This window comes from Zhongshania sp. (assembly GCF_041584495.1).
Classification (GTDB): domain Bacteria; phylum Pseudomonadota; class Gammaproteobacteria; order Pseudomonadales; family Spongiibacteraceae; genus Spongiibacter.
Genome location: NZ_JBFHDY010000049.1, coordinates 1 through 25,005, shown reverse-complemented (window position 1 = coordinate 25,005; position 25,005 = coordinate 1). Strand labels below are relative to the sequence as shown.

Genomic DNA, 25,005 nt, shown 5'->3' with positions numbered 1-25,005 from the left:
TGCCGGTGGCACCCAGTGGATGACCAAGGGCGATGGCGCCGCCGTTAACATTGGTTTTAGCGTGGTCGTAGCCGGTTTCTTTTAACCAGGCCATAGACACGGACGCGAAGGCTTCATTGATTTCAACAAGATCAATGTCCTGCATCGACATACCAGCTTTCTTTAAGGCGTACGCGGTAGCCGCAATCGGTGCGGTGAGCATCCAAATCGGGTCGTCGGCGCGCACGCTGATGTGATGAATACGAGCGCGTGGGGTTAGGTTATAGCGCTTTAACGCCTCCTCGCTGACCAATAACATTGCGCTGGACGCATCACAGGTCTGGCTCGATACGGCGGCGGTCACTTTGTCGCAGCCGAACAGGAAATCCAGCTCAGCCATTTTTTCTAGACTGGAGTTGCGTGGCGTCTCATCCATGTTGACATCGCCAAAAGGGATGATCTCGCGATCAAAGCGGCCTTCAGCAATCGCACGCAAGGCTCGCTGGTGAGATTCGAAAGAATACTCTTCAAGATCGCGGCGAGAAAAGCCCCATTTATCAGCAATCATTTGTGCCGATTTAAACTGGGTTGGTGGCTCGGCACCGTAGCGCGCTACCCAGCCAGTTGAACCCGAGAACGGATCGCTAAAGCCCATGGGAAGCGCCGCGGTCATTGCCGACGAAATCGGAATTTGGGTCATGGTCTGTACGCCACCCGCGACCACCACATCCATGGTGCCGGACATAATGGCCTGCGCCGCAAAATGCACAGACTGCTGCGAGGAACCACACTGGCGATCGATCGTGGTGCCCGGCACCTCGTCAGACAAACCAGCCGCCAGCCACGCACTGCGAGCAATATCACCCGCCAGCGGGCCGATGGCATCGACACAACCAAAGATCACATCGTCGTATTCATTGTCGGGAATGCCATTGCGCTCAACAATCGCTTTTAAAACGTGAGCACCCAAATCGGCGCCGTGCACATGAGCAAGACCACCTTTACGGCGTCCGGTGGGACTGCGTACTGCATCAACGATATAGGCTTCAGCCATGATTATTCCTCTTTTGCTTCGTTCCGCTTAATGCTGGACGGGAGATGGAAGACGCTAAGCCAACTCAGTCCTGCATACTTTTAATTTAAATTTCGCTTTTCTATTCCGGTACAGGAACTGGGTTACTCGAAAAAGACCCTCACTACAATCAGCCCCTAACGAGCCAATTTTTTGCGTCTCCCGTCTCCCGTCCAGCGCCTCCCGCTCAAGCTGCAAAGGTATTCCCCGCACCCAACAGCGCTTCTTCACTAAACACATACGCCGCTAAGCGCTGTTTATGAAATCCCGCAGTGCCGTAGCTGCTGTTTAATGCCCAGGCGCGTTTCATAAAAATATGTAAATCCATTTCCCAGGTGTAACCCATGGCGCCGTGGACTTGTATGCTGTTTTTTGCTGCTAAATCGGCGACTTCGCAGGCAACAATTTTGGCGTGGCTGACATTGCGCCCGGCACTGCTGAGGTCATTGGCCAGTGCATAAGCTGCGCGATACACCGGGGTTTTGGCGTATTCGAGTTTATAAGCGATATTGGCCATATGGTGTTTTACGGCTTGGAAGGTGCCGATAGCCACACCGAACTGTTTGCGCTCGGAGGTGTACTGAACGGAGATATCAATCATGCGCTGGGTGGCGCCGAGGGCCTGCGCCGCTGCGGCGAGAGCGCCACGATTCAATGCACCGTTAATTATTTGCTGAGCCGCATCGCCGTCGGCAAGCTTAATTGCAGCGGCAACGTCAAATGCCACGGCAAATAATTTACGGCCAAGATCAATCGACTCATTATAGCGAAGCGTCGCTTGCTCCTGCGTCACGGCATACAAGGCGCCGCCATGTTCCAAAATCAGTAAGTCTGCGATATGCGCGTCTTCAACCAAACCATTTATGGCCAAGCCCACCACTACCTTGGCTTCACCGGCGGCAATTTTTGGCAGCCACTGGGCCGAAAACTCACTGCTATCTATTTGCAAAATAGTCGGCACAGCGACCAATGCGCTATGCACCAAAGGTTCGGAGAGAGCAACATAACCCGCCTCTTGGGCAAGCAGCACAAAATCCAATTCATTCATGCCCAAGCCGCCAAAGGCTTCTGGCACAGTAATCCCGGTCAAACCCAGTTCAACAAACTGCTGCCAAAGGCCGTCACTGCGACCGATATCCGTCTGCCAAGCGGCGCGGATTGTTTCTGGCGTCACTTCATTAATCAGAAAGTCTTTTACCGATTCCTGAAATAACAACTGATCTTCGCTAAATGTAAAATCCATTCCGTTGCCTATTCTATTTACTTTCGCTCTTCACCAACTACCAAACCGAGCAGCGCAGATTTTTGTGCGCTGGCAAGGCAAAAATACGCGCAGGGCGAGAGCGTATATTTAATACGTGACCAACCGAGCATATTTTTAACGCAGCCAGCGTGCAAAAAGATCCCTGCGTTACTTCCGCGGCATTCCCAGCAATCTTTCGGCGATGATGTTGCGTTGTATTTCATTGGTACCTGCGTATATCGGCCCCGACTGCGCAAACAACCAACCGTCTAACCAACTACCCACATCACCGGCATCTGGCGCATGGGGCAGCAATTCAGCGCGAGCACCTAATATTTTCAAACCTAAGCCATGCATCTGTTGATCTAGCTCAGACCAAAATATTTTATTGGTCGATGCCTCTGCGCCAATTTTGCCGCCCTGTATTAAGCGACAAGCGGTTTGATAGGTCGTTAAAGCGTAGGCTTCGGCATCCATATAAGCGCGTAAAACCGCATCGCGCACGGTGGAATCCTGATCAGCAGATTCCTGATTGGCTTTGTATAAATTTACCAAACGCTTAGCCGTTTCTTGAAAACGCGCTGGCGAACGCAGCATTAAACCCCGTTCAAATCCAGCAGTGGCCATGGCCACATTCCAGCCCTCGCCTTCCCCCCCCAAGCGGCAGTCGACCGCTACGTTGACGTTATCAAAAAAGATTTCGGCAAAGCCGGGCAAGCCATCCAATTGCGGAATCGGTCGCACGGTGATGCCTTCTGTTTCCAGCGGCACCAAGATAAACGTCAGGCCTTTATGGCGCTCTGAGGCGGGATCGGTGCGAAACATACCAAAGCACCAGTCGGCCCACACCGCGCGGGTAGACCAGGTTTTTTGGCCATTAATAATGTAATGGCTGCCGTCTTCGCTCAATGTCGCCGTAGAACGAATGGCCGCCATATCCGAACCGGCATTGGGCTCAGACCAACCCTGACACCAGATATCTTTACCGGTCGCCATGCCATTCAGAAATCGTTTTTTCTGCTCGTCAGTGCCGTATTCCATCAAGGTGGGGCCAAGCAGAAATATACCGTTTTGATTTACCCGCAGCGGTGCGCGCGCAGCGTAATACTCTTCTTCAAAGATCAACCACTGCAATAAATCAGCGCCGCGGCCGCCCATTTCTTCCGGCCAGGTAATCATCCCCCAGCGACCTTCGTAAAGCTTGGCCTCCCACTCGCGGTGCTGCTGAAATCCCAGCTCGGTGTCGAAGCTCGGTAGCGGCTCTGTAGGCACGTTAGCCGCAAGCCAAGCGCGGACCTCTTTGCGGAAGGCGTTTTGTTGTTCGGTGTATTCGAGTTGCATGATGTATCCCGTTATTCGCAGTACGCTAGACGGGAGACGGAAAACGCAAAACCACGTTCTTTTGCGTCTCCCATCTCCCGTCTAGCATCTCCCATTACCTTAGAATTTCGCGTCGCGCTTCTCTACAAAGGCGTCTTTGGCTTCTTGGGAATCTGGATCTACATAAGCTTCCTGGGTAAAGCCTTGCTCCCAGCGGTATTTATCTTCCAAGTTACCGTCTTCGATACCGTTCAATGCTTCTTTGGCCAGTTGCAGCATGCGCGGCGATTTCGCGGAAATTTTGCGCGCGATATCTCTAGCGGTGTCGAGCAGCTGGTCACGGGGAACAACCTTTTCGACTGCACCTAAGCGGTAAGCTTCTTGCGCGTCAATAGGCTCGCCGGTGAAGTACATATAGCGAACCTTTTGTACGGGGAACATTCGCTGTAAGTGCGCACCGCCGCCCATGGCGCCGCGATCCACTTCAGGCACGGCAAAAGTCGCACACTCAGATGCAACCAAAACATCGGCTGCGCCACTAATGCCAATACCACCACCCAATACAAAACCGTGCACCGCAACAATAACCGGCTTGGGATTTCGATGAATGGCTTTAAAAGTATCGTAATTACCCTTGTTCACTCTGGTGATCATGGCGCTGTTGGCGGCCAGTTCTTTTATGTCGACGCCGGCGCAAAAACCACGGCCTTCTGCAGCAATAATAATTGCTCGCACGTCGGCGTTTTCACCTAAGGCGTTTAGTTCGGCGGCAATCGCGAACCAACCCACACTGTTAAAGGCATTAACGGGCGGATGATTAAAAATCATCTCGGCAATGCCGCTATCGATACGGGTAGAAAATGGCAGACTCATTGGTTTGCTCCCTGCGTGCACAGACGCTGTAATTGGGCTTCGGCTTCTGCTACCAGACCGCTAATTAATTCTTCACAACTCAATAACTGGTCAATGACGCCAGCGACCTGACCCGATGGTAAAACCCCGTCATCAGGCCGCCCATCAACCATGGCCTTTTGGATAATCATGGGTGCGTTCGCCGACATAATGGCTTGCGCTGGCGTAAGGTCACCGTCTTTACTCATTGCCAGCGCTGATTTCAGTAGACCAAAAATACTGGCGCCGGTGAATTTACGAAATGCCAAACCATTGCGCAGTGCGATCACTAATTTTTTGAGGTTGCCTGCGCGCTCTAACTCACCTAAAAACCGGTTGAGAATCATGCGCTGCTGGATACCGTCGAGCGCTTGAGAAACGATAATTTCTGCCGGGTTTTTGCAATCGAGATAACGCTGCTTGGTCGCATCCGGAACCGGACTTTCTTTCGTTAATAAAAAGCGGGTGCCCATGGCAATGCCATCGGCCCCGAAAGCCATAGCCGCCACTAAGCCGCGACCATCTTTAAATCCGCCCGCGCCGAGCACCGGCACTTGCGCGCCCACTGCATCGACCACTTGCGGCAATAATAATGTTGTGGGTACCGAGCCGGTGTGACCACCACCCTCGCCGCCCTGAACCGTGACCGCATCTGCGCCCATTTCCACGGCTTTAATCGCGTGTTTAGGCAAACCAACGGTTGGCATGCACACCACGCCCGCATCTTTTAACTTGGCGACCATGTCTTTACCCGGCGAGCGCGAGTAACTCACTGCCTTAACCTTGTGTTTAATCACAAGGTCGACAATCTCCGCCGCATTCGGCTGATACATATGAAAGTTAACGCCAAAGCTCGCATCGGTAAGCGACTTTACTTTGAGAATATCGGCTTCCATTTGCGCAGGAGGAATCGTCGCACCAGCGAGAAAACCGAAACCACCGGCATTGCCTGTACCGGCCACCAAATTAGGATCAGCCACCCAGCCCATCGCCGTTTGAATAACAGGGTAGCGGCAGCCGAGGAGTTCGGTGATGCGGGTGTTTAGTAGGTTTGACATGCACTTTGCCTTGTTCGCGTTACGCTAGATGGGAGACGGAAGACGCAGAAGCAGCCCTTAGCGCCTCCCGTCTCCCGTCCAGCGTTTTCCAGTATCACGCCCGCACTCCCGGCGGATTATCCTTCAGCTGCTTGCTGCGCAGATTATGAGGATCCATTTGCCGAATAATGTCTAACTGCTCCTCGGTTGGCGCGGTACTTACAGCAATCGAAGCCGGCACATGCACTTCAAAGCCGGTGTTTTCGATCACTTCTTCTACGCTAACGCCGGGATGCAGGCTAACAATCTGCATTTGCCGATTCGGGCCGTTAAAATCAAACACACCCAAGTTGGTGTAGACGCAGCGCAAATCGATTTCGTCAAAGCTATAGCCCTTGGGCAGACGCTCGGGGTTATAGCCGATGGTGCAAACCACATCGCACTCGCCTTCAATAAATACGCGCTTGCCGTGAGCAGGCACCATATAGCTATTGGCGTGGCAGATAGAGTTACCGGGAAAACCCCGCACACCCAACATTTGGACCTTGGGCTGTTGATAAGTGCCACCCATGGCAGAGATATTTGACTGACCGAAGCGATCAATCTGGGTCGGGCCGCCGGTAAGGTGACGACGACCGCTCCACACATTGTCAAAAATACGACTAAAACCCATCCAGTTTTCGTTCATCTGCACAAAGTCTACGGGCCGTTTACCCACTGGATTTGGCGTGGATAAAATCCATGCTTCCGAGTCTGTCATCATAATGCCGGGATTCGTGGTCAGCATTGCCAGACTTGCCGCAAGGCGCTGCAAAACACCGATGCCGGTAACCAATACTTCGCCGTCATTGGCATAGGCCTGGGCATTCGCGCAAATCATCAATTCCGCCAAACTGTAATCGCTTGCAGGTGTACTCATTTCAATTCTCTCCTGTTAACCGATTAATAGACGGGCTGAGGCAGTTTACGAATGGCATCTAAGCCGCCAACTTTGGCCTGATATTCTTCTTCGCTACTGTCTTTAATGTATTTGTCAAAATAGGCGGCAAAACCACCCTCTTTGGCCGAGGCGTTGTATTCTTGGAAGTGCGGAATATCAAAACCATAATTGGGACTGCACGATGACGGGTGGGCGCCACCGGGAACCAGTGCAACGCCGCTAGTGAAATTGCGCTCCCAAAAGACAAGACGAGCATCGGCCGGCTCGGCAAAGGCATCGGCCTCAACGATTTCCTCACACGTCACATAGGTTTTAGCAGCGGCGCGCACAAACCAGTCGTCCATATGATGATCTGGTGCCTTGATCTGACAAACACCGCGTATATCAGCACGATCAACATGAACCAGCGCGGCATCAAGTTTGAGTGCAGGCATAGCAACCCACTCTTTGTCGTCGTAAGGGCTGTCGATGACTTTTATATCGGGATTAAATTTAATGACGTCGGTGCCCAAGCCCACTTTGGTCGGAATAAACGGGCAACCCCAGGCCGCTGCGCGCAAACCCAGCAACATCATGCCCTCGTCGATTTCCATAACCTCCAAATCACCGCCCTGACGAGCAGCGCGGAAGTAAGGCTCTAGAGGAATAAAGTCCAGCGACACAAAGGCAAATACCAGCTTGCGCACCTTGCCCGCCGCACACAGCATGCCGACGTCAGCGCCGCCGTAAGCAACAATAGTGAGATCTTTGAGATCAGATTTAAGAATCTCGCGAATCAGGGCCATCGGCTTGCGACGCGGCCCCCAGCCACCAATACCGATGGTCATGCCATCCTGCAGCTGAGCAACGATTTCCTGCAGACTCATTTGTTTATTCACGAGCACTCCTTTTGTTCACCCAATGCGGGAATGATGTGTAACGGCTGGAAGCCAAAAAACAAAGTCAACGACCGCCCGAATTACTATATACGTAAATATAACACCATACAAATGCGCAAAACATTAAATATTGCAATATTTAATTCTAGATTAAGGGTTATAGTTATCGTGATAAGAAATACCCAACAAAGAGACTTGTTTCGCGACAGGGGCTTTCATTGAAAAGAGATGGCAGGGGAACTAAATGGAGAGAATCGCCGCATTTACTGTGGGTATTGCAGCAGCCTTGCAGCCGATGTAGCTTAAATCGCAGACAGAATTGAGGAGTATTGCCAGCCGATCAAGCACGGAAGATTTTGCACCGCGGCGCGCACCAACGCTGCGCCGCGACTTTGGCGATATCGACAAGCCTGAAAACTAGCTCAGCGCGCTCGCGCTGCAATACGGCGATATTCACGGTATTGCGGCGTCCAAAAATTACGCTCAATATCGCCGCGCAGTTCGTCGTCGCTGCGCTCATTCGCCAAGCCTTCTGCCTGAGCAACCTTAGCTACCGCAAAGGCGATCGTTTTACTCAGTTCGGCCAGCGCGGTCAGCGGTGGCAATACCACATTGCGACGCTCATGGTGAGCGCTGGAGGCTTCAGCAAGGCAGCGGCTGGCCGCCATTAGCATGCCATCACTCACGCGGTGGGCCTTACTGGCAACCACCCCCAAACCGATACCTGGAAAAATATAACTGTTATTGCACTGAGAAATATCGTAGCGCTCGCCTTTATATTCCACTGGCGCAAACGGGCTGCCGGTGGCGACAATCGCCTGACCATCGGTCCACTGCAATATTTGCTCAGGGCGCGCCTCAACATGACGCGACGGATTGCTTAGCGGCAGCACGATGGGCTGGGCGCAGCGGCGATGCAGCTGACGGATAACGTCTTCAGTAAACAATCCCGGCTTACCAGACACGCCAACCAACACTCCCACATCAACATTACTGACCACATCCAGCAAGCTAGGGTAGCCAAGCCCATTGCACTGCCAATCTGGCTTAGTCGGCTGCGCGAGCGCCTCCTGAAATTCCAACAAACCATCCATGCCCTGAGTCACAAGGCCAAAGCGGTCTACCATATAGAGTTGCGAGCGCGCCTCGGCGTCCGTTAGACCCTCTTCCACCATAGCGCGAATCAATTGTTCCGCAATACCGCAGCCCGCCGAACCTGCACCGACAAACACAATACTTTGATCGCGCAAGCGCTCGCCTTTGCGTTTACAGGCCGACAACACGGTCCCCAAGGTTACCGCTGCAGTACCTTGAATATCGTCATTAAAACAGCAAACACTGTCTTTATGGCGCTGCAAAATGGGCATGGCATTCGGCTGTGCGAAATCTTCAAACTGAATAAGTACACCGGGCCAGCGCTGCTGCGCCGCCGCAATAAACTGATCGACAAATTCGTCGTACTCTGCCCGGCCGATACGTGGATGGCGCATGCCCATGTACATCGGATCGTCGAGCAAGCTTTGGTTGTTGGTACCCACATCGAGTACAACTGGCAGGGTGTAGGCTGGGCTGATACCCCCGCACGCGGTGTATAGCGACAACTTGCCAATGGGGATACCCATGCCACCGACACCTTGGTCACCGAGGCCCAGCACGCGCTCACCGTCGGTTACCACCAATACTTTAACGCGATCCTTACTGACGCTGTGCAGAATATCGTCCATGTAACCACGATCTTCATAGGACACAAATATGCCCCGCGCACTGCGATAAATATCGGAAAAGTGTTCACACGCCTCACCCACCGTCGGCGTATAGATGATCGGCAACATTTCTTCGAGATGGTCATTAAGCAAACGATAAAACAGGGTTTCGTTATTGTCCTGCACCGCACGCAGGTAAATATGCTTGTTAATCGGTTCTTCGAAGCTGCAGTATTGCAGATAGGCGCGCTCAACTTGCTCATCAATATTTTCGTAGCGCGGTGGCAACAAGCCCATTAGATTGAAACTACGCCGCTCCTTTTCAGTAAACGCCGACCCCTTATTTAGCAGCGGCGTCTCCAATAGCAAAGGACCAGCGTAGGCAATATATAAGGGCTTATCTGAATTCATGGAACATTCGTCTCTGGCTTACACGGGAATAGGCGGCGCATGTTAACAAACTTTAGTCCTCACTAGCAGCGCCAATTAAAACGCAAGGCGCAACGCCTCGCAAATTGCTAGCCGCACCGCAAACAATCAAAAAAATCTATATATATCAAAAACTTAAAATAAGGCGCGAAACTTGCAAAACATCCTACTACGATTACCGGTGAAGAGGATTATAAAGATATGAACGACAGCGGGCAGCCAGTCAATACAGTACCAGCGGCAAGAGTCATGCTTATTGACGACACGCCCAGCGAGCTATATCGCCTAGAAATCATACTTAAGAGCTTTGGCTTCACCACCATTTGCTGCGACAAACCCAGTAACGCGCTACAAATTCTATTGGTTAAACACGTGGACATCGTCATCTGTGACTGGCAAATGCCGAGCATGAGTGGCCTAGCCGTTTGTGAAAGCGTCAGTCAGAGCCCCGCGATGGGCGATCCCTATTTTATCATGCTGACCGGCCGTTGCGCCCAATCAGATATGATTGCGGCCATAGATGCGGGCGCAGATGACTTCATCTGCAAGCCGGCAGCGCGGGACGAGTTACGCGCACGACTGCAAGCCGGTCTGCGCCGCCTTGATCGTGAGCGCGCACTAAGCAATCACCTCCGTTTAGCCTAACCGTGATTAGCTGCAGCTAGAATGGCAAATACAAATTATTGCCCGTGCTTGGGCTTAATTCACATCGGTAAAAATCGCCCGCCTCTAACAGGCAGAATTAGCCTTTAAATTGAACCGGCTCCTTTATCTTATCGCTAATTACAACCGTACTGGCAAGCTTGTCGTGCCAACCCTGTTTACGCCGATCAAAACCAACCCAAATAAAGCCCAACATAAACACAAAGGCTGAAGCATAATAGCCAATATAGCGAATCAACCATTGCACGGTGGTAGGTTTACCGCCGGTTTTGGCGTCGACGATTCGAATTTTCATCAGCAGTTTCCCAGGCGTTGCAGACTTATACGTCCAGAAAATAATGACCACGAGCGCTGGCAGAATGTAGTTAAGCAGCACACTTACGCCATCACTCATACCCATACTCTGAAAACTCATGGTCGAGGCATGCATGCCGTCGCGCTCGATACTAGACCACTGAGCCTCGCCCATTGTTAACGCGAAAACAGGCACCAGTAATAGACCAAAAAGCACAGTATCAATAATGGACGCCCACACTCGCACCCAGAATCCGGCGTAATTCAACTGCGTCTCTTCAGGGCTTTGTTGTGTCTCGTTCATTGCGACTCCGGTTTGTGATTTCACTGTTCCCACGAGAAATTATGCATCAAGTAGACAACGGTAATATTGGTTTGTTACGACCGCAAGCGCAGCCAGTAGCACCTGAGATCAGAGTTCAGCCGTCGACGATGCGACTCATGCGGTAGTCGTGCTTAACAAAATTTACCCCAAGGGAGCACTCGGTGCGCCGCACGCCGGGCATGCCAGTAATTTTACTGTGTAAAAAGTGCGCTAATTCGGCATTATCTCGCACTAAGGTAATAACCAAGATATCCGAGCGGCCTAACATTTTGCCGACAAAGCCAATCTCAGGCACTGCCGCGAGTTGGTCAGCCACGTCGTCGCACTGCGCGCTGCGCTCCACTTCAACCCAGATATACGCCAAGGTCGGGTTGCGCAGGCGGGCGATATTGGTCATGGCCGTTATGCGAACCTGACCTTCGCTCTCCATCCGCTTGATGCGGCTGCGCACGGTGCCTTCGGTAATACCTAAATCGGCGGCAATTTTGCGATTACTAATCCGGGCGTCTTGGGCCAAACCATCAAGAATTTTACGATCGAGTTCGTCTAACTGCTTCTTAGCCACGGTCACCGCCCTAAACACCGTGCCCAAAGGGCACCCAGTTCGATTGATTTTTTAACACATCCAGCGCCACCGACGGCTGCAATTTGCGCACGCCCGGCACCGCACCTAACCGCACCAGTAACGCGGTGAGACTCTCCTGATCTTTGGCCACCGCCAAGGTTTCAATATCCAAGGTGCCCACCACCTGACACACTGAAAACACCTCAGGAAAAGCTGCCAAATCATTTGCAACAGCATCAGCGGGACGACCTTCAACTTGAATCCCCACCGCCAGCATCATCGAATAGCCAACTGCTTCGTAGTCCGTCACCGCCACAACCCGCAAGCTGTCACCCTCTTCAAGGCGACGGACTCGGGAGCGCACCGTGGCCTCAGTCAAGCCCAGCTCAGCAGCCAAGGCCTTAAAAGCCATGCGACCGTCTCGGCGCAAATGGGCAACAATACGATGATCCACCTCATCCATATGCTGAGATGGCGCGGGACGTAAATGATCGTCGCCTTCGAGTTCTGTCATCATTAATTACCTTAGCTATTCTGCTTTTTACCACCCAGCAGGCCTACCGCCAGGGCTTTTAATTCCGTTTTCAACACTTTGCCCGAGGCGTTTAGCGGTAAAGCCTCCACAAACTCGACATAAAAGGGGCACTTATACCCAGCCAATTGCTGGCCGCAATATTCGCTTACGGCTTGCACACTTAAATCGCTCGCTGGCTTTTTCACCACAAAGGCCATACCCACTTCGCCCTGCGGTGCCTTGGCCACGCCAACGACCGCGACCTGTGCAACCCCAGGCAAGCCGTACAAGACGTTTTCAACTTCGGCGGGGTATACATTCTCGCCGTTCATGATATACATGTCTTTCAAACGATCGGTGATACGCAAATAGCCGCGCTCGTCCATTACGCCAATATCGCCGGTCTTCAACCAGCCGTCGGCAGTAATGGCTTCGGCGGTGGCTTCAGGCATATCAAAATAGCCCTGCATCACGTTATAGCCCCGCAGCCAAACCTCGCCCTCGCTGCCCCGAGGCACTTCTGCGCCAGTATTGGGGTTGGCGCAGATCAACTCGACGCCCTCTATCGCGCGCCCCGACGTGCGGGCAATAGTTTCTAGTTCATCCTCTGGGCGGCAAATACTGACCACGCCAGTGGACTCAGTCAAGCCATAGGCGGTAACCACGGTTTCAAATCCGAGAATATCTCGCATATCCCGCACCAGCTGCACCGGCACAGACGCGGCACCCGTGACGCCCAAGCGCAGGCTCGACAAGTCGTAGTCGCCACGCTCTGGTGCATTCAAGAGTATTTCATACAGCGAGGGCGCGCCTGGCAACATCGTCACTTTGTCGCGTTCAATAATCTCCAACACGCTGCGCTTATCGAACTTCGCCACCGGCAAAATGGTCGCGCCACTAATAATAGCCGCCAACCACCCGGCTTTATAACCAAAAGAGTGGAAAAAGGGGTTCACAATTAAATAATTGTCGTCACTGCGCAGCCCAACCGTCGCACTCCAACTCTGGAATACCCGAATGTTCTGCTCATGGCTGCACAAGACGCCCTTGGCCTTGCCTGTGGTGCCCGACGTGAACAGCATATCGGCGCTATCAAAAGGATTCACGGCCCGCTCGGCGGCAATGAATTTGGCGTCGTCTTGCGGCGACGCGCTCGCCAAAAAATCTGCCCAACTTATCGCTGTAGCAACACTGCCTGCGGCAGTAGAAGGCAGCAAAATTCGCTGCTGTAAATTCGGCAGAACTTGGTCCGCTAGCATCGCCAGCGGCTCACCCTTTTCTAACGCCGTTACCGTAAGCAACACCGTAACGCCAGCGCGAGCCAATATATCGGCGGCCTCGCAGCCCTGCAAGCGGGTATTCAGCGGCACGAGAATAGCCCCTACTGACTGAGCGCCCGCCGCGGCCACAATCCACTCGGCACTGTTTGGCGCCCAAATGGCCACTCGGTCACCATGACCAACCCCCATTGCCATAAAGGCACGGCCAGCACATCGGCGTAAATCGTTGAGAGCGCTATAAGAAATGTCGCGACCCGCTTCGCGAATGGCAACTTTAGCGCCAAATTGCTGCGCGGCCCACCCGAAAAGCCTCGGTAGAGTCAGCGGCATAGTGGTATTTTGCGGTGAGTTTTCCAGCAACATAGGCGAAGACTGTCCTGTTTAAATGTCCAACAGACCCAAGTCTAGGGGGATGCGCGAGCCACGACAAGATAATTGCGTATTTTTTTAAATAATAAATTACGCATTACAATAAAATCTCAGACGGCTTACTAGGCATACTACCTAAACACAACATGATCATGCCGCCCTTCGACGGCGCCGTGGTGCCCGAGATAGAAATAAGCACACTCACGACGCCGATTTTATTAATGACAAACCACAGCACTAGCGCATCAATACTATTATCAAGCACCGACCGATTAAACCTACATTAATTAAAATAAGATGCTAGAACGGCTTTAAGTTAATCCACACCATACGCTTTGACCCTTATTTACACTGACTGATTAGCTGGGGATACTATGCAAACACTAAGTAGTGTTTGCATCACTTTTTATGGGAATTCAGCACAGCCCATAGCGTCAACTCCATAATGCGCTGAGCGGCGTACTTGGCGTAAAGTGCGTTGCGCATTGCGCTTGAAATAACTCGCCGCAGGCTATGGCATCCGTTAAGGCATGATGTTGTCGATAGTAGGGCAAATGATAGCGAGTGCGGCTATCGGTGAGACGAATTGAGCTAGGCTGGCGCCCCATTAAGCCATTCCATAAAGTCTGCCGCCAGGTACGAGTATATCGCGCTTCTATTTCCATCGTATCGATAACGGGGAATTCTATTCCTTCCTGAATATGGCGCATCAATGCCGCATGCAGAAAACGTCGCTCAATCGCGCTGTAATGGACAACAACCGTCTTACCCCGCAAATGTGCGAGCAGCGTATCAATAATGGTGGGAAACTCAGGGGCATCTTCTACAACAGAATGTGTAATGCCATGAATCATGACTGAGCTTGGATGCAGGCGCGTTTCTGGTTTAATGACCCAATGCTTTGCACCGTTGCAGCGTATCCGACTTATGTTCATAGGCACTAAACCGATACTAACAATGCTATCGCAACGTGGATCTAAGCCTGTTGTTTCAAAATCCAAAGCCACCAAAGACACATCGGCAATTGGGGTGGACGCGGCAACAACGCCGTGTTGATAAAAGGCCTTTAAGCTGGGATGTTTACTCGCCTCAGCCAAAAAAGCAAACCGACTAGACCAATCCAATCGTTTGCCCTGCGGCATCGCTTGAGCTTGGCCGGAAAGTTGATTTTTAGCGAGATAAAACATGAAAACTTCTCAACCTACCCTACCCGGCTGATACCTGAACTTTAGAAAACGCTGGGCATTGCTTAGTATTTGAAACGCTTCTTTAAGATTTTTCCGTTCAAAGTCCGACAAATGCTCAGGCTCAATATTGTTATCTGGCTCACGCTTCAATTCAATATCCAATGCTTGGTGACGAATTCTAACCATCGCAATAAATTCCAGTGCATCTCGCAAATCAAGCCCCCTACCCGGGGGCAATATCCCTGCCGCAATAATATCTTCTAGGCGCTCAAAGGTGTTACGCGCCGACGACCCCACCGCCAAGGTATGCACACGCACAAGGTCGGCAATGGGACCGGTACCTCGACGCTTCATATTAATCGAATTCGTTTGGCGACCATCGGTTTCCATCACAAAATCCTTAAAGAAACCCAATGGTGGCGTTCTAAGCAAGGCGTTACGGGCCATACAAGCTAAAAATCGCGCATTGGTTTGCGCCTTTTGGCGAATCAACTGATTCAACTCTTCCGCCCATTGGCACTGTCCCCACACACCTTCCAAATCGAAAAAAATAGCGCTGTGTAACAATGACTCCGCGGTGGGCTTTTCAACCCATTCATTAAAATATTTCCGCCAAACGGCTAGAGGTTGGCGCCACTTGGTGTTGCTGGCCATTATATTGCCAGTGCAATAAAGATAGCCACAGCGTGCCAAACCGTCACTAACAAAATTCGCCAAGGCGCTAAAATAGGCGTCGTGCTGTTCAGCAACAAAGCTATTATCAAGAATAAGGGCGTTGTCTTGATCCGTCACAATGAGCTGTTCACCCCGCGCCATTGAGCCCAAGGCTAAAAAGCAATAAGACACCGGAGGGACGCCCAACTCGGCCTCGCCCAGCTCGCATAAGCGCTGTTTAAAACTCCGGCCTATCACCGCCATCGCACTCCCAATCATTTGCGAATTGGCGTCCTGATGAACCATACGCACGAAACACGCTTGAACTTCAGGCAGAAGCACAGCAAGCTCATTAACACTTTGGGCATTAGAAATACTTTTGACGACAAACAAGCTGTTTTGCGACTCGTAACGCAAAATATCAAGATGACTAATCAAGCCAACCGGTACGCCTTTTTTCAATACTGGCAGATGCTGCACCTTGTATTTAAGCATTAGCATCATCGCGTCGAAGACAAACTGATGACTTTGCACATAAATCAATTCGGTGGTCATAATATTGGCCACCGGAATATCACTACTTAAGCCCATCGCCACTAGGCGCCCGCGAATATCCAAGTCGGTAACAATACCAACCACCTGAGCTGGCCGCCCTGGCTGGTTCTGTTCGTTAAGGGTGATTAGCAACGAGGATACGTTCTCCTCAGTCATGCGAATCGCGGCCTGATGCACAGTAGTGGTACTCGCCACCGTAACGGGTAAGGTGGCGATTAAAGTGCTTATTTTAGCGGTTAGCAAGGAGTCTTCGTCTTCGCCCTTGCCGATAGATTGACGCAAACGCGTCTGGTCTTCTACTTCAACAAAGTCAGCAAAATGCTCGAAATTATCGAATAAATAATTAAATGCCTCGTCACTAATGAGATATACCAAGGTATCTTCTAGGGCTGTCACGGGAAAGCGAACTGGGCGATTCAACATTAAGCTGTGCTCGCCGAAAAATTCACCTACACCTAAGCGATTATACAGTTGCCCGTCTCGTCGAAAAACCTCAACCGCGCCACTGCGGATCACATACCATTGATGATTATCTTGCCCCAAGGCCAAAATAGCCGACTGTGCCCGGTAATACGCGACCTCAACATTTGCAGCTACCGTAGCCAGCACGTCATCAGGTAAATTTGCAAATGGCGGGTGACGCCTGAAAAAATCCAATACCTCGGATTGCTCGGCCAGCATTATCCTACTCCGTGATTGACTATCAGCTCGACCAGAATCTCTTCCAGACGCGCCCCACCAAGTTACCTATTATCTGGGCTCAGACATCAGGCCCTTAATCATCGAAAATGCGGCAACCAACAACACCAGGGTAAAGGGTAGACCTGTCGACACGGCCATTGCCTGCAAAGCGACCAGCCCGCCACCCAAAATAAGTGCGACGGCAACCAAGCCTTCAAATAGGCACCAAAATACCCGCTGCGGCGTTGGCGAATCGACCTTGCCCCCGGCAGAAATCACATCTATCACGAGCGACCCGGAATCAGACGAGGTAACAAAAAACACGATTACCAGCACAATAGCGATAAAAGAGGTAATGCTGGATAACGGCAATACATCGAGCATATTAAATAGCTGCAAAGGCAAATCAGCGTCAACTACTTTCTGATAACCATCGGCCACCACTTGCTTTATCGCAGTGCCACCAAATGCTGTCATCCAAAACACACAGGCCGTAGACGGTATTAATAATACCGAAATAATGAACTCCCGCACCGTGCGACCGCGCGAAACTCGGGCGATAAACATCCCCACAAAAGGGCTCCACGATATCCACCACGCCCAATAAAATGCCGTCCAGCCGGAGGCAAAATTACTGTCTTCGCGGCCTACCGGGTTGGCTAGCTCCGGCAAGTAGCGGAAATAGGCAATGATGTTGTCAATAAAGCCGGTGGCGATTGCCAACGTTGGGCCAACAATTACCACAAAAGCCAGCAACAGCATCGCGAGCATCATATTGATTTCAGATAATTTTTTGACGCCGGCGTCCAAGCCCTTTACCACAGATATCAACGCAATAGCGGTGATCCCGATAACAAGCAGGATTTGAGTGGTTCCGCCCAAGGGAATAGCAAATAAATAATTCAAACCGGAGGCCGCTTGGGACGCCCCTAAACCCAAGGACGTCGCCAAGCCAAATATTGTTGCCAACACGGCCAAAATATCGATGATATGCCCAGGCCAACCCCAAACTCGCTCACCTAAAAGCGGGTAAAATACAGACCGAATCGTTAACGGCAAGCCCTTGTTGAAAGAGAACAAAGCTAAACCCAAGGCCATTACCGCGTAAATAGCCCACGGGTGCAGCGCCCAATGATAAATAGTTGCGGCCATCGCCAAGCGTTCAGCTGACTCGGCATCGCCCACGGCGCCACCTAAGGGAGCCCAGTCGCTGCGCGTCCCGTTCTCGGCTGCCGTACCGGCAAATGAGGTCGTAAAATGCGTCAGCGGCTCAGAAACGCCATAAAACATCAGGCCAATACCCATGCCAGCGGCAAACAGCATCGAAAACCAGCCCAAATAGCTATAGTCTGGCGTTGCCTCCGTGCCACCCAAACGCACACGCCCTAGTGGCGAGACCACTAGCAGCAAACATATCAGTACAAAAACATTTGCTGCACTAATAAAAAACCAATCTAAGTTAGACGTTAGCCAATTCCGCACGCCACTGAACAGCGGCTCAGCTTGCTCTTGAAGAAACAGCGTAAGCGCAACAAAAGCAATTACCGCGAAAGCAGAGAAAGAAAACACCCTATTGTGTATATCTAAGCCAAATGGCCCTATATTCAACACAATATTGTCTTGGCCTACTTGATAGTCGGTATCTATTGGAGTGACCTGGCCATCAGGAACCATGGGATCCTTATTATCTGTCATCAGATTATCCTTAGTACGTGTGTTCGTTTATGTGTATGCATTTCCTTCGTTCAAAAGTAGTATCCGATATTGATATTAAAGCGCTGCTCGTAATCACCACTATCACCGACACCACTGCCACCCACAAAGGGCTGATTTTTAGCATGCACCCAGTCAAAGTAAGTGAACAAACCACCTGCCGCGACCGACACTCCCGTAACGTTCATCACAGTATTGGCGGTGTCATCTGACTTGTCGTAAACAACGCCGTAGTTATTATAAAATTGCAAACCGCTTACTGCGCCAAAGTTGACGGGTAAATCATAAGCGACATTTAGCGTAGTAGCCGTCGCTTCTGCAGCAATGGTGTCGTAGAACGAGTAGGCGCCAACGGCAATTTGCTCTAGCTGATCAATGTCGTAGCGATATTCACTGTGCTGTAGCTGCACATGCCAGCGTTGGTATTGGCTAGTGGCGTGTAATGCCAAGGCCTGATAATCGCCGGCCCTGCTCTCACCGTCATGTATACCGCCACTTAGCGCAGACACACCCACCTCAGTCGTTAGCTCGCCTTGTTTAAAATGATAGGCAAAACGACCACTAAAGGTGTTGTATTCAGCCAAGGCTTGGCCCGGCTCATCATAAATTCCTTCGCCGGCGGTACGAGCGCCGACAATATCGTAGGAGTAGCGATCTGAGCGATTATCGACGTATCCGTCTACGCCACCGAGCTCATCATTTTTAAAGAAACCTAAATCTAATTGCCAATTATTAGCAACACGGCGTTTGAATACAACGCCCAGATCGAAGTCATCTTCTAAACCGAGATAATAATTGGTACTAAAAAAATAATTTTGCGAATTATAGGGGCTATTACCAAAGGGCACCTTAGTGATACCTGTGTTCACTTCCCAGTGCTCGCTAAATTGATAACCTACATAGGCGTATTTAATCGCCGTCATATAATCAAAGAAGCGTATTTCGCCATTGAGCGACACATCGCCGATTTCGCCTCGCAGATTCAATCGAAAGATATCGAAATCGAAATCGCCATCACGATCCTTATTACCTTCGCTATATGAGGTATAATTGAAATTAGTGCGAATCGCGCCCCCTACCGTGATGCCATCTTCAGACTTCGCTTTCTCCGGCGCAGCGCTATCTGGCTTCTGTTCAGCAAGTGTTTGAGCATTTACCGCCACACTTGTTGTATTGGCTTTGGCTTGCGCTTCAATTTCGGCCAGCTTGGCCTGCAGTGCAGAAATTTGAGCTTTGAGGCTATTTAACTCTGCCGCGGAAACGGACACAGCTTGAGCATAAGCCGGACCAACAAAAGTACTGGCGAGCCAAATCAATAATAAACGATGCTTATTCATGATTATTTCCTACGATTAAAGATTGGACTAAGCTAACGAATCGGCTATCACTTCAGAATTCATTTAACGGAGTATAAGAAATTCGTCTTGTGTTCAGCGAAAATAATCGGCGCAATCTGATTGGGGAGGCTTCTTATTTGAGCAATCAACCGTCCTGCGCCATAATATGCATTCGACATTTACATTAGTGAGTTTTGATAAAATTGCTGTTATGCAAAGGAATAGCATTATTAGGTCTCGTCGCCGATTTACGCATTCGCTTAGCCATTCATCTAACGATCTATACGCCTACGCTCAATTTTCAACAATATCTAAAGTAAGCGCCAACGCTGACAGCTTAACATTAGTTCCGCTGATTCGCGACAGCTGGGTAAATCAGAAAATTTCCTATTATTATTGCCACTCAACGCACTGCCAATAATTCGCTTCAGAATAGTTATTATAAACCCCGATATTCAACATTAAAATTGAGTATAGACCAGCACACCGAGTCCGCCAGCTTTTCACTTAACTTAAACTCGGGAAGCGATTTCACAGGGTTACTACGTTTCTTTTCGCGCTTTTATGTTGACTACCGCCTGAAATCCGTCTTGGTTATCGGTAATGGAAACACCCGACACAGAGTATTTTGAATCACTTATCACCAAACCCACACCAGCTCTTACTCTGACTCGACTGGTTATTGGTTTTGCTTGCTTTGCGAAGTCTTGAGACTTAATTTCATAATCATCGGCAATATCAACACCGCTACTGCTTACCACACCGGATATCACTTCAGACAAGGCCTCTGAATCAATGTACTGAGAGGAAATATCCTTTATCTCTGCTATCGACGTAATCTCTGAGGAGTTTATTTTTTCGATAATTTTCTCGTTCAAATCAGCAACATCTTGAGAATCTTCAATTTTCGAACTTATTCCCTTCAAGATAGAGCCACATATCTTAGCGTAAGATTTTGATGTTGCTCGTGGCGATACCTTTAGAAAAGAATCCTTCCAGTATTTCGTTTTCTGGCCAAGATTATCGACAACAAAAACACCTTGTTCGTCAGGAAGCACTAAGGCACCCTTTTGTATTTTATTTAGCGATATACCCGATCTTTCAATAATGTCAAATGAATCCGATGATTCAGCTATCTCAAGAAAATAATCTTTATTTTCTATTTTCAATATTGCAAGACCACTTAACTCGATATCGTCAACTTTAAGCCCAGTAAAGAGTAAAAAGACAAGATCACCAGAAGATATATTTTGATGTGTCGATGTTGCGTATAAATGCTTGGCTATCGCCTGGGTTTGCAGCACAAAACCACTCTGCTCAGAAAATAGCTTTCCGGTAATATTAGAAACAGTATTCAGTGACAAGTCAGACTCATGAAAGAAATCGTACACCTCTTTCTGCTTTGCGAGAGGGCTTAAATAGCTTTTAATCAGCAGTTCAGCCAACGATTCACTAACTTCCGACTCATTTTCGGCGAGACGCATACCCTCTTCGCGTACCCTATTACCCACTCGGTGCACCACGATATTACTTAATCGCGCAGTACTTACATCGATCATTACTTACTCCACTCATTATAAATAATTAACGGCAATTCGGCCCCCAATCAATTCGAACACGTATCTGATTAAAAAATATGCCACCAGCAAATTATTTCCACCAGAACAAATGAAAAATTCTGAAACGCTATTCAGCTTGTATTCTGTGCTTATTGTACCGACACAGGGAGATCGCCGCAGTAATCAGTACGACATTAATCAACTCCAGCAGACAACGCACCCGCTATACCACTTTTTCGCCGGATGATACTCCCTACACAGGCGGGTTCAGCGACGAAGTAGCTGTCGGAATGCGCTATATCAGAGATCACCCGCCGAACGTGAACGCAGGTGAGAATGAGCGCTTATTAAGTTTGGCAAAAGCGGAATTGGCAGATTGTGGCCCATGCCATCGATCCATTCAAGGCGAGCACCGGGAATAGGTTTGGCGGTGTCTATACCGCCATCGACTGGTAATAAGGGATCACTTTTGCCATGAATCACCAAGGTCTGCGCAGTAATCGCTTATAAGGCGTCGACTCAGCTACCGCAGGAAGATAAGGCATCTAACAGCAATACCGTAGCGCTTGCCGGGCCACTAACAAAGGCAAAAACTCAGGCCTTGCACCGGTGCGATTGCTCATACCGGCATATTTATCCATAGGCATCTAGTAAAGCGGCACAGACCAATAGCGTTCCGGCACCTTAGCGTCGATCAACAGCGGCCCCTCTACCAAGTTGTAAATACAACTGCCCTAACCTAGAACTGGACTGGGCCGCACCACCCCACAACAGGCTTCGTCAGCGCGAAGTTTAATATACAAGGTATTGTAAGCTTGCTTTACGCAACTTCGATGGTAGAGAGCTGCCATCACAAGATTCGGTTGCTCAAGATAAGCCTCACTAGACGTATAGCGGCGCAATAACAAATCAACAGCGCGCCCTGAACGCTTACGCCGCACACCGCCCGCGAGGGCCCAAAAGATAGCCAGTTTGCAGCTTGCTCCAAGGCAGCCACAAAAATCACCCAGCGGCCGCCTGGGTTGCGGAAGATATTCTCGCTGTTGAAGGCGTAGCGCTTTTGCGGGTTTGGTATCAGAAAGTCGTCTCAACCATAGGCCGTGGTACTCCACCAGTTGGCGTCGTAGTCTCGTCTGCCGGCTTAACGGGCCCAGTCCATAGTACATGGCATTTTTGCGAGTCGAGGCCAGCAAGCTGCCCATCACTATAATTGCTTTCAACAGGAATCCGGCGTAAGTTCAACCTGTGCTCACATTAGTGACCCCGTTGCCATTATGCACACTCATTGCATTGAGGCCGCTGCCAATGTTGTGCACCAAGAAAAAGACCGATAGCGCCAGCCCTAGCAGAGCCACGGCAAACCAACGACTGACTTTCATTTACGTGTAGCCTCATATCTCGACCAGTAAGGCGCATACCAGAATGCAGATTACGGCCGAGCCAATACCAACTTTTACAACGATAAATGGCAGTTATATTGTCTATTCATCTCCACAAATTAAATTGCATCCATGCTAACCACAATAAACTGGCCCAATTAGCCATTTATACGCGCTCAAGGCCCCCTCTAAAGTAATGCCGCCAACGAAGGAGACAGAAGGATAAATACAGGGTATCAATTTATACTGCGTTTCCTTATCTCACCGAACAACATGATTAACTCCTCCAGCAAAAATAAACCTGCCAAAGCCCTATCGCTGATATTGACGCTGGATTATGCTCCGCAACCGACTAACCTTGAAAATAACGATGACTTTACAAGACTAGTCTTCAATGTGAATTAACCTGACACACTGGCTTTAATATTGTGATTACCCGAACACGTCTAACTAAGTCCTTTTTCTACGTCGCCCTAGGCACCCTGGTGGTCATAATTTGCATTGGTATTTTTGAATATCAAACATCTTATTTCCAGTCGCGCTATTTCGCCAAGCTGGCGGCCAACCTTGAGGTTGAATTAAAACAAGGGCCAGCCGAGGCCACGTGGCACCCAAGTCACGGCCCTTACAACATCCAAAATGGCTATACCCGCCTCCCTGAGTTTAGCGAGCGATTGCAGGCAAAAGGCTATCATATTAGCCTTCAGGCAAATTTCTCAGATCGCCTAATGCAATACAGCCGCTGGGGAGGCAATCCGCCCTACCGCGAGAAAGCCCAAAGTGGGCTAAACATCATCGGCAATAGCAACACGCTGTTTTCCTCGCGGGAACCCGAGCATGTTTACGCTGCATTTAACAATATTCCTCCACTGCTGCTAAAGCCCCTACTCTTCATTGAAAACCGCGAATTGCTGGTTGATCAACACCCAAACAAAAACCCTGTAGTGGAATGGGATCGGCTCGCGCAGGCGGCACTTGCGCGCATACTCCACCCCGGCGAGGGCGGCCCAGGGGGCAGCACCCTTGCGACACAGATGGAAAAATACCGCTACTCGCCCAATGGCATGACGGCCGACCACAATGACAAACTGAAGCAAATTGTCTCGGCCAGTGTACGCCACTACCACTCTGGCTTAAGCGGCCGCGACGCCCGAAAGGCAATCGCGCTGAGCTACCTAAATTCAACGCCGCTGTCAGGTCGCGCCGGTCACGGCGAGATTCACGGGGTTGGCGATGGCCTTAAACAGTGGTACGGGATCGATTTTGCCTACGCGAATTATGCACTCACCGCCTCAAGTGACGTGGTTAGCATTGAGGAGAAGGCAAGGGTGTTTAAAGCCGCCTTAAGCTTGTTATTATCACAGCGGCGCCCGTCTTTTTACCTGCTTCAGGGCCGCGAAGAACTGGAAGCCCTCACCACACGTTATTTACGTATTTTGACCAATAACGGCGTTATCAGCGAAAAATTGCGCGACGCCGCCCTAGCGCAGAAACTGCATTTTGTCGAACGCGAGCGCAGCCAAGCCACGCCATCTTTTATTTCACGAAAAGCAGTCAATAATGTCCGCAACGAGCTAATGAATCTGCTGGGTGTACGCAGCTTGTACACCCTTGATCGTCTCGATCTCACCGTACAATCGACTATAGCTGGCGACACTCAAGTAAAAATTGCCGAATTACTCAAACAAGCCACCGATCTTGACTACGCCAAACAGTCCGGCTTACTCGGTGAAAAGCTCCTGCGTGAGGGGCAACTTAGCGCGCTCAATTACAGCGTGTTGTTATACGAACGCACACCCACAGGCAATGTGCTGCGCGTACAGACCGACAACCTCGACTTGCCGTTCGACATGAACGCTGGTTCAAAGCTCGATCTTGGCTCAACAGCGAAATTGCGGACGCTCATTTCCTACTTAGACATTATTGAAAAAGTTTACGTAAAATACCGGGCGCTATCGCCTAAAGACCTCGCTTTTGCGCGTAAAGTCGCTGAAGACCCACTGCGCCAGTGGACCCTAGACAGACTAATCGCCGACGCGAATATCCCTTTGCAACAGCTACTCGACGCCGCGATGCAGCGAAGCTATTCCGCCAGCCCAGCCGAGGCCTTTTTCACGGGGGGTGGACTGCACACCTTTAGTAATTTTGACAAACAGGACAACTCCCGAGTACTGACCGTAGCAGAAGCTTTAAATCGCTCGGTTAACCTCGTGTTTATCCGCATGATGCGCGACGTCACTCGCTACTACGCTATGGAGATCCCAGGCTCGCGGGAACTATTGCTCGATCGCACAGACCCTGCGTATTACGACCCAACCTGATCACCACCTGCGACGCAACGTGATCACCTGTTGCGAACGAACGTGATCACTCATTGCGATGTAAAGTGATCACTTTACGGGACTTATCGCAATGGGTGATCACGTTGTCGCAATGAC

General features: G+C 50.4%; 22 protein-coding genes. 2 read left to right on the top strand and 20 right to left on the bottom strand.

From position 1 onward, the window contains the following. The 8 genes from ABYP33_RS09900 to ABYP33_RS09865 all read right to left on the bottom strand — a co-directional run. Positions 1-1,033, bottom strand: a 1,033-nt coding sequence (locus tag ABYP33_RS09900) for an acetyl-CoA C-acetyltransferase (RefSeq protein WP_373090691.1), incomplete at its 3' end; no start/stop codon positions are given. Positions 1,034-1,238: 205 nt separating this feature from the next. Continuing rightward, a complete protein-coding gene (locus ABYP33_RS09895; protein ID WP_373090690.1) occupies positions 1,239-2,294 on the bottom strand; it encodes an acyl-CoA dehydrogenase family protein in 1,056 nt (351 codons plus the stop codon). 168 nt (positions 2,295-2,462) lie between these two features. Continuing rightward, positions 2,463-3,635 carry an acyl-CoA dehydrogenase family protein gene (locus tag ABYP33_RS09890; protein WP_373090689.1) on the bottom strand — a complete coding sequence of 391 codons (1,173 nt, stop codon included), beginning with the start codon at positions 3,633-3,635 and terminating at the stop codon, positions 2,463-2,465. A gap of 99 nt (positions 3,636-3,734) precedes the next feature. Further along, positions 3,735-4,487 carry an enoyl-CoA hydratase family protein gene (locus ABYP33_RS09885; RefSeq protein WP_373090688.1) on the bottom strand — a complete coding sequence of 251 codons (753 nt, stop codon included), beginning with the start codon at positions 4,485-4,487 and terminating at the stop codon, positions 3,735-3,737. Beyond that, entirely contained in the window at positions 4,484-5,563 is a 1,080-nt protein-coding gene (locus ABYP33_RS09880) for an NAD(P)H-dependent flavin oxidoreductase (protein ID WP_373090687.1), read from the bottom strand. The genes ABYP33_RS09885 and ABYP33_RS09880 overlap by 4 nt, the downstream gene beginning before the upstream one ends. A gap of 94 nt (positions 5,564-5,657) precedes the next feature. After that, positions 5,658-6,461, bottom strand: coding sequence for a CoA-transferase subunit beta (locus ABYP33_RS09875; protein WP_373090685.1), 804 nt, complete (start codon positions 6,459-6,461; stop codon positions 5,658-5,660). A gap of 23 nt (positions 6,462-6,484) precedes the next feature. Next, the gene (locus tag ABYP33_RS09870) at positions 6,485-7,360 is read right to left on the bottom strand and encodes a CoA transferase subunit A (RefSeq protein WP_373090684.1); all 876 of its coding nucleotides are present in this window, start codon (positions 7,358-7,360) and stop codon (positions 6,485-6,487) included. 422 nt (positions 7,361-7,782) lie between these two features. Continuing rightward, entirely contained in the window at positions 7,783-9,474 is a 1,692-nt protein-coding gene (locus ABYP33_RS09865; RefSeq protein WP_373090682.1) for an NAD-dependent malic enzyme, read from the bottom strand. Between the two features lie 219 nt (positions 9,475-9,693). Between ABYP33_RS09865 and ABYP33_RS09860 the strand changes: the two genes are divergently transcribed. Then, a complete protein-coding gene (locus ABYP33_RS09860; protein ID WP_373090681.1) occupies positions 9,694-10,137 on the top strand; it encodes a two-component system response regulator in 444 nt (147 codons plus the stop codon). A gap of 97 nt (positions 10,138-10,234) precedes the next feature. On the opposite strand, the gene ABYP33_RS09855 is transcribed toward ABYP33_RS09860, so the two are convergent. From ABYP33_RS09855 to ABYP33_RS09800, 12 genes are all read right to left on the bottom strand, one after another. After that, positions 10,235-10,753 carry an RDD family protein gene (locus ABYP33_RS09855; RefSeq protein WP_373090680.1) on the bottom strand — a complete coding sequence of 173 codons (519 nt, stop codon included), beginning with the start codon at positions 10,751-10,753 and terminating at the stop codon, positions 10,235-10,237. A 115-nt stretch (positions 10,754-10,868) separates the two neighbouring features. Next, entirely contained in the window at positions 10,869-11,339 is a 471-nt protein-coding gene (locus ABYP33_RS09850; protein WP_373090678.1) for an Lrp/AsnC family transcriptional regulator, read from the bottom strand. A gap of 10 nt (positions 11,340-11,349) precedes the next feature. Further along, the gene (locus ABYP33_RS09845) at positions 11,350-11,856 is read right to left on the bottom strand and encodes an Lrp/AsnC family transcriptional regulator (RefSeq protein ID WP_373090676.1); all 507 of its coding nucleotides are present in this window, start codon (positions 11,854-11,856) and stop codon (positions 11,350-11,352) included. Positions 11,857-11,864: 8 nt separating this feature from the next. Then, a complete protein-coding gene (locus ABYP33_RS09840) occupies positions 11,865-13,496 on the bottom strand; it encodes a FadD3 family acyl-CoA ligase (protein WP_373090675.1) in 1,632 nt (543 codons plus the stop codon). 103 nt (positions 13,497-13,599) lie between these two features. Continuing rightward, positions 13,600-13,767, bottom strand: coding sequence for a hypothetical protein (locus tag ABYP33_RS09835; protein ID WP_373090673.1), 168 nt, complete (start codon positions 13,765-13,767; stop codon positions 13,600-13,602). 169 nt (positions 13,768-13,936) lie between these two features. After that, positions 13,937-14,689, bottom strand: a complete 753-nt coding sequence (locus tag ABYP33_RS09830) for a 3'-5' exonuclease (protein ID WP_373090671.1) — start codon at positions 14,687-14,689, stop codon at positions 13,937-13,939. Positions 14,690-14,698: 9 nt separating this feature from the next. Then, positions 14,699-16,579, bottom strand: coding sequence for a putative nucleotidyltransferase substrate binding domain-containing protein (locus ABYP33_RS09825; protein WP_373090669.1), 1,881 nt, complete (start codon positions 16,577-16,579; stop codon positions 14,699-14,701). Positions 16,580-16,648: 69 nt separating this feature from the next. Continuing rightward, positions 16,649-18,274, bottom strand: a complete 1,626-nt coding sequence (locus ABYP33_RS09820; protein WP_373090667.1) for a BCCT family transporter — start codon at positions 18,272-18,274, stop codon at positions 16,649-16,651. Between the two features lie 50 nt (positions 18,275-18,324). Next, positions 18,325-19,629 carry a porin gene (locus tag ABYP33_RS09815; protein ID WP_373090666.1) on the bottom strand — a complete coding sequence of 435 codons (1,305 nt, stop codon included), beginning with the start codon at positions 19,627-19,629 and terminating at the stop codon, positions 18,325-18,327. A 542-nt stretch (positions 19,630-20,171) separates the two neighbouring features. Then, positions 20,172-21,188, bottom strand: coding sequence for a nucleoid-associated protein (locus ABYP33_RS09810; RefSeq protein ID WP_373090665.1), 1,017 nt, complete (start codon positions 21,186-21,188; stop codon positions 20,172-20,174). 300 nt (positions 21,189-21,488) lie between these two features. Then, positions 21,489-21,671: an alpha/beta fold hydrolase gene (locus ABYP33_RS09805; protein WP_373090664.1), complete on the bottom strand. Its 183-nt coding sequence runs from the start codon at positions 21,669-21,671 to the stop codon at positions 21,489-21,491. Positions 21,672-22,426: 755 nt separating this feature from the next. After that, positions 22,427-22,567, bottom strand: a complete 141-nt coding sequence (locus ABYP33_RS09800; protein ID WP_373090662.1) for a hypothetical protein — start codon at positions 22,565-22,567, stop codon at positions 22,427-22,429. Between the two features lie 428 nt (positions 22,568-22,995). Here ABYP33_RS09800 and ABYP33_RS09795 point away from each other — a divergent pair, with 428 nt between their 5' ends. Continuing rightward, entirely contained in the window at positions 22,996-24,888 is a 1,893-nt protein-coding gene (locus tag ABYP33_RS09795; RefSeq protein WP_373090661.1) for a transglycosylase domain-containing protein, read from the top strand. The last annotated feature ends 117 nt before the right edge of the window (positions 24,889-25,005 follow it).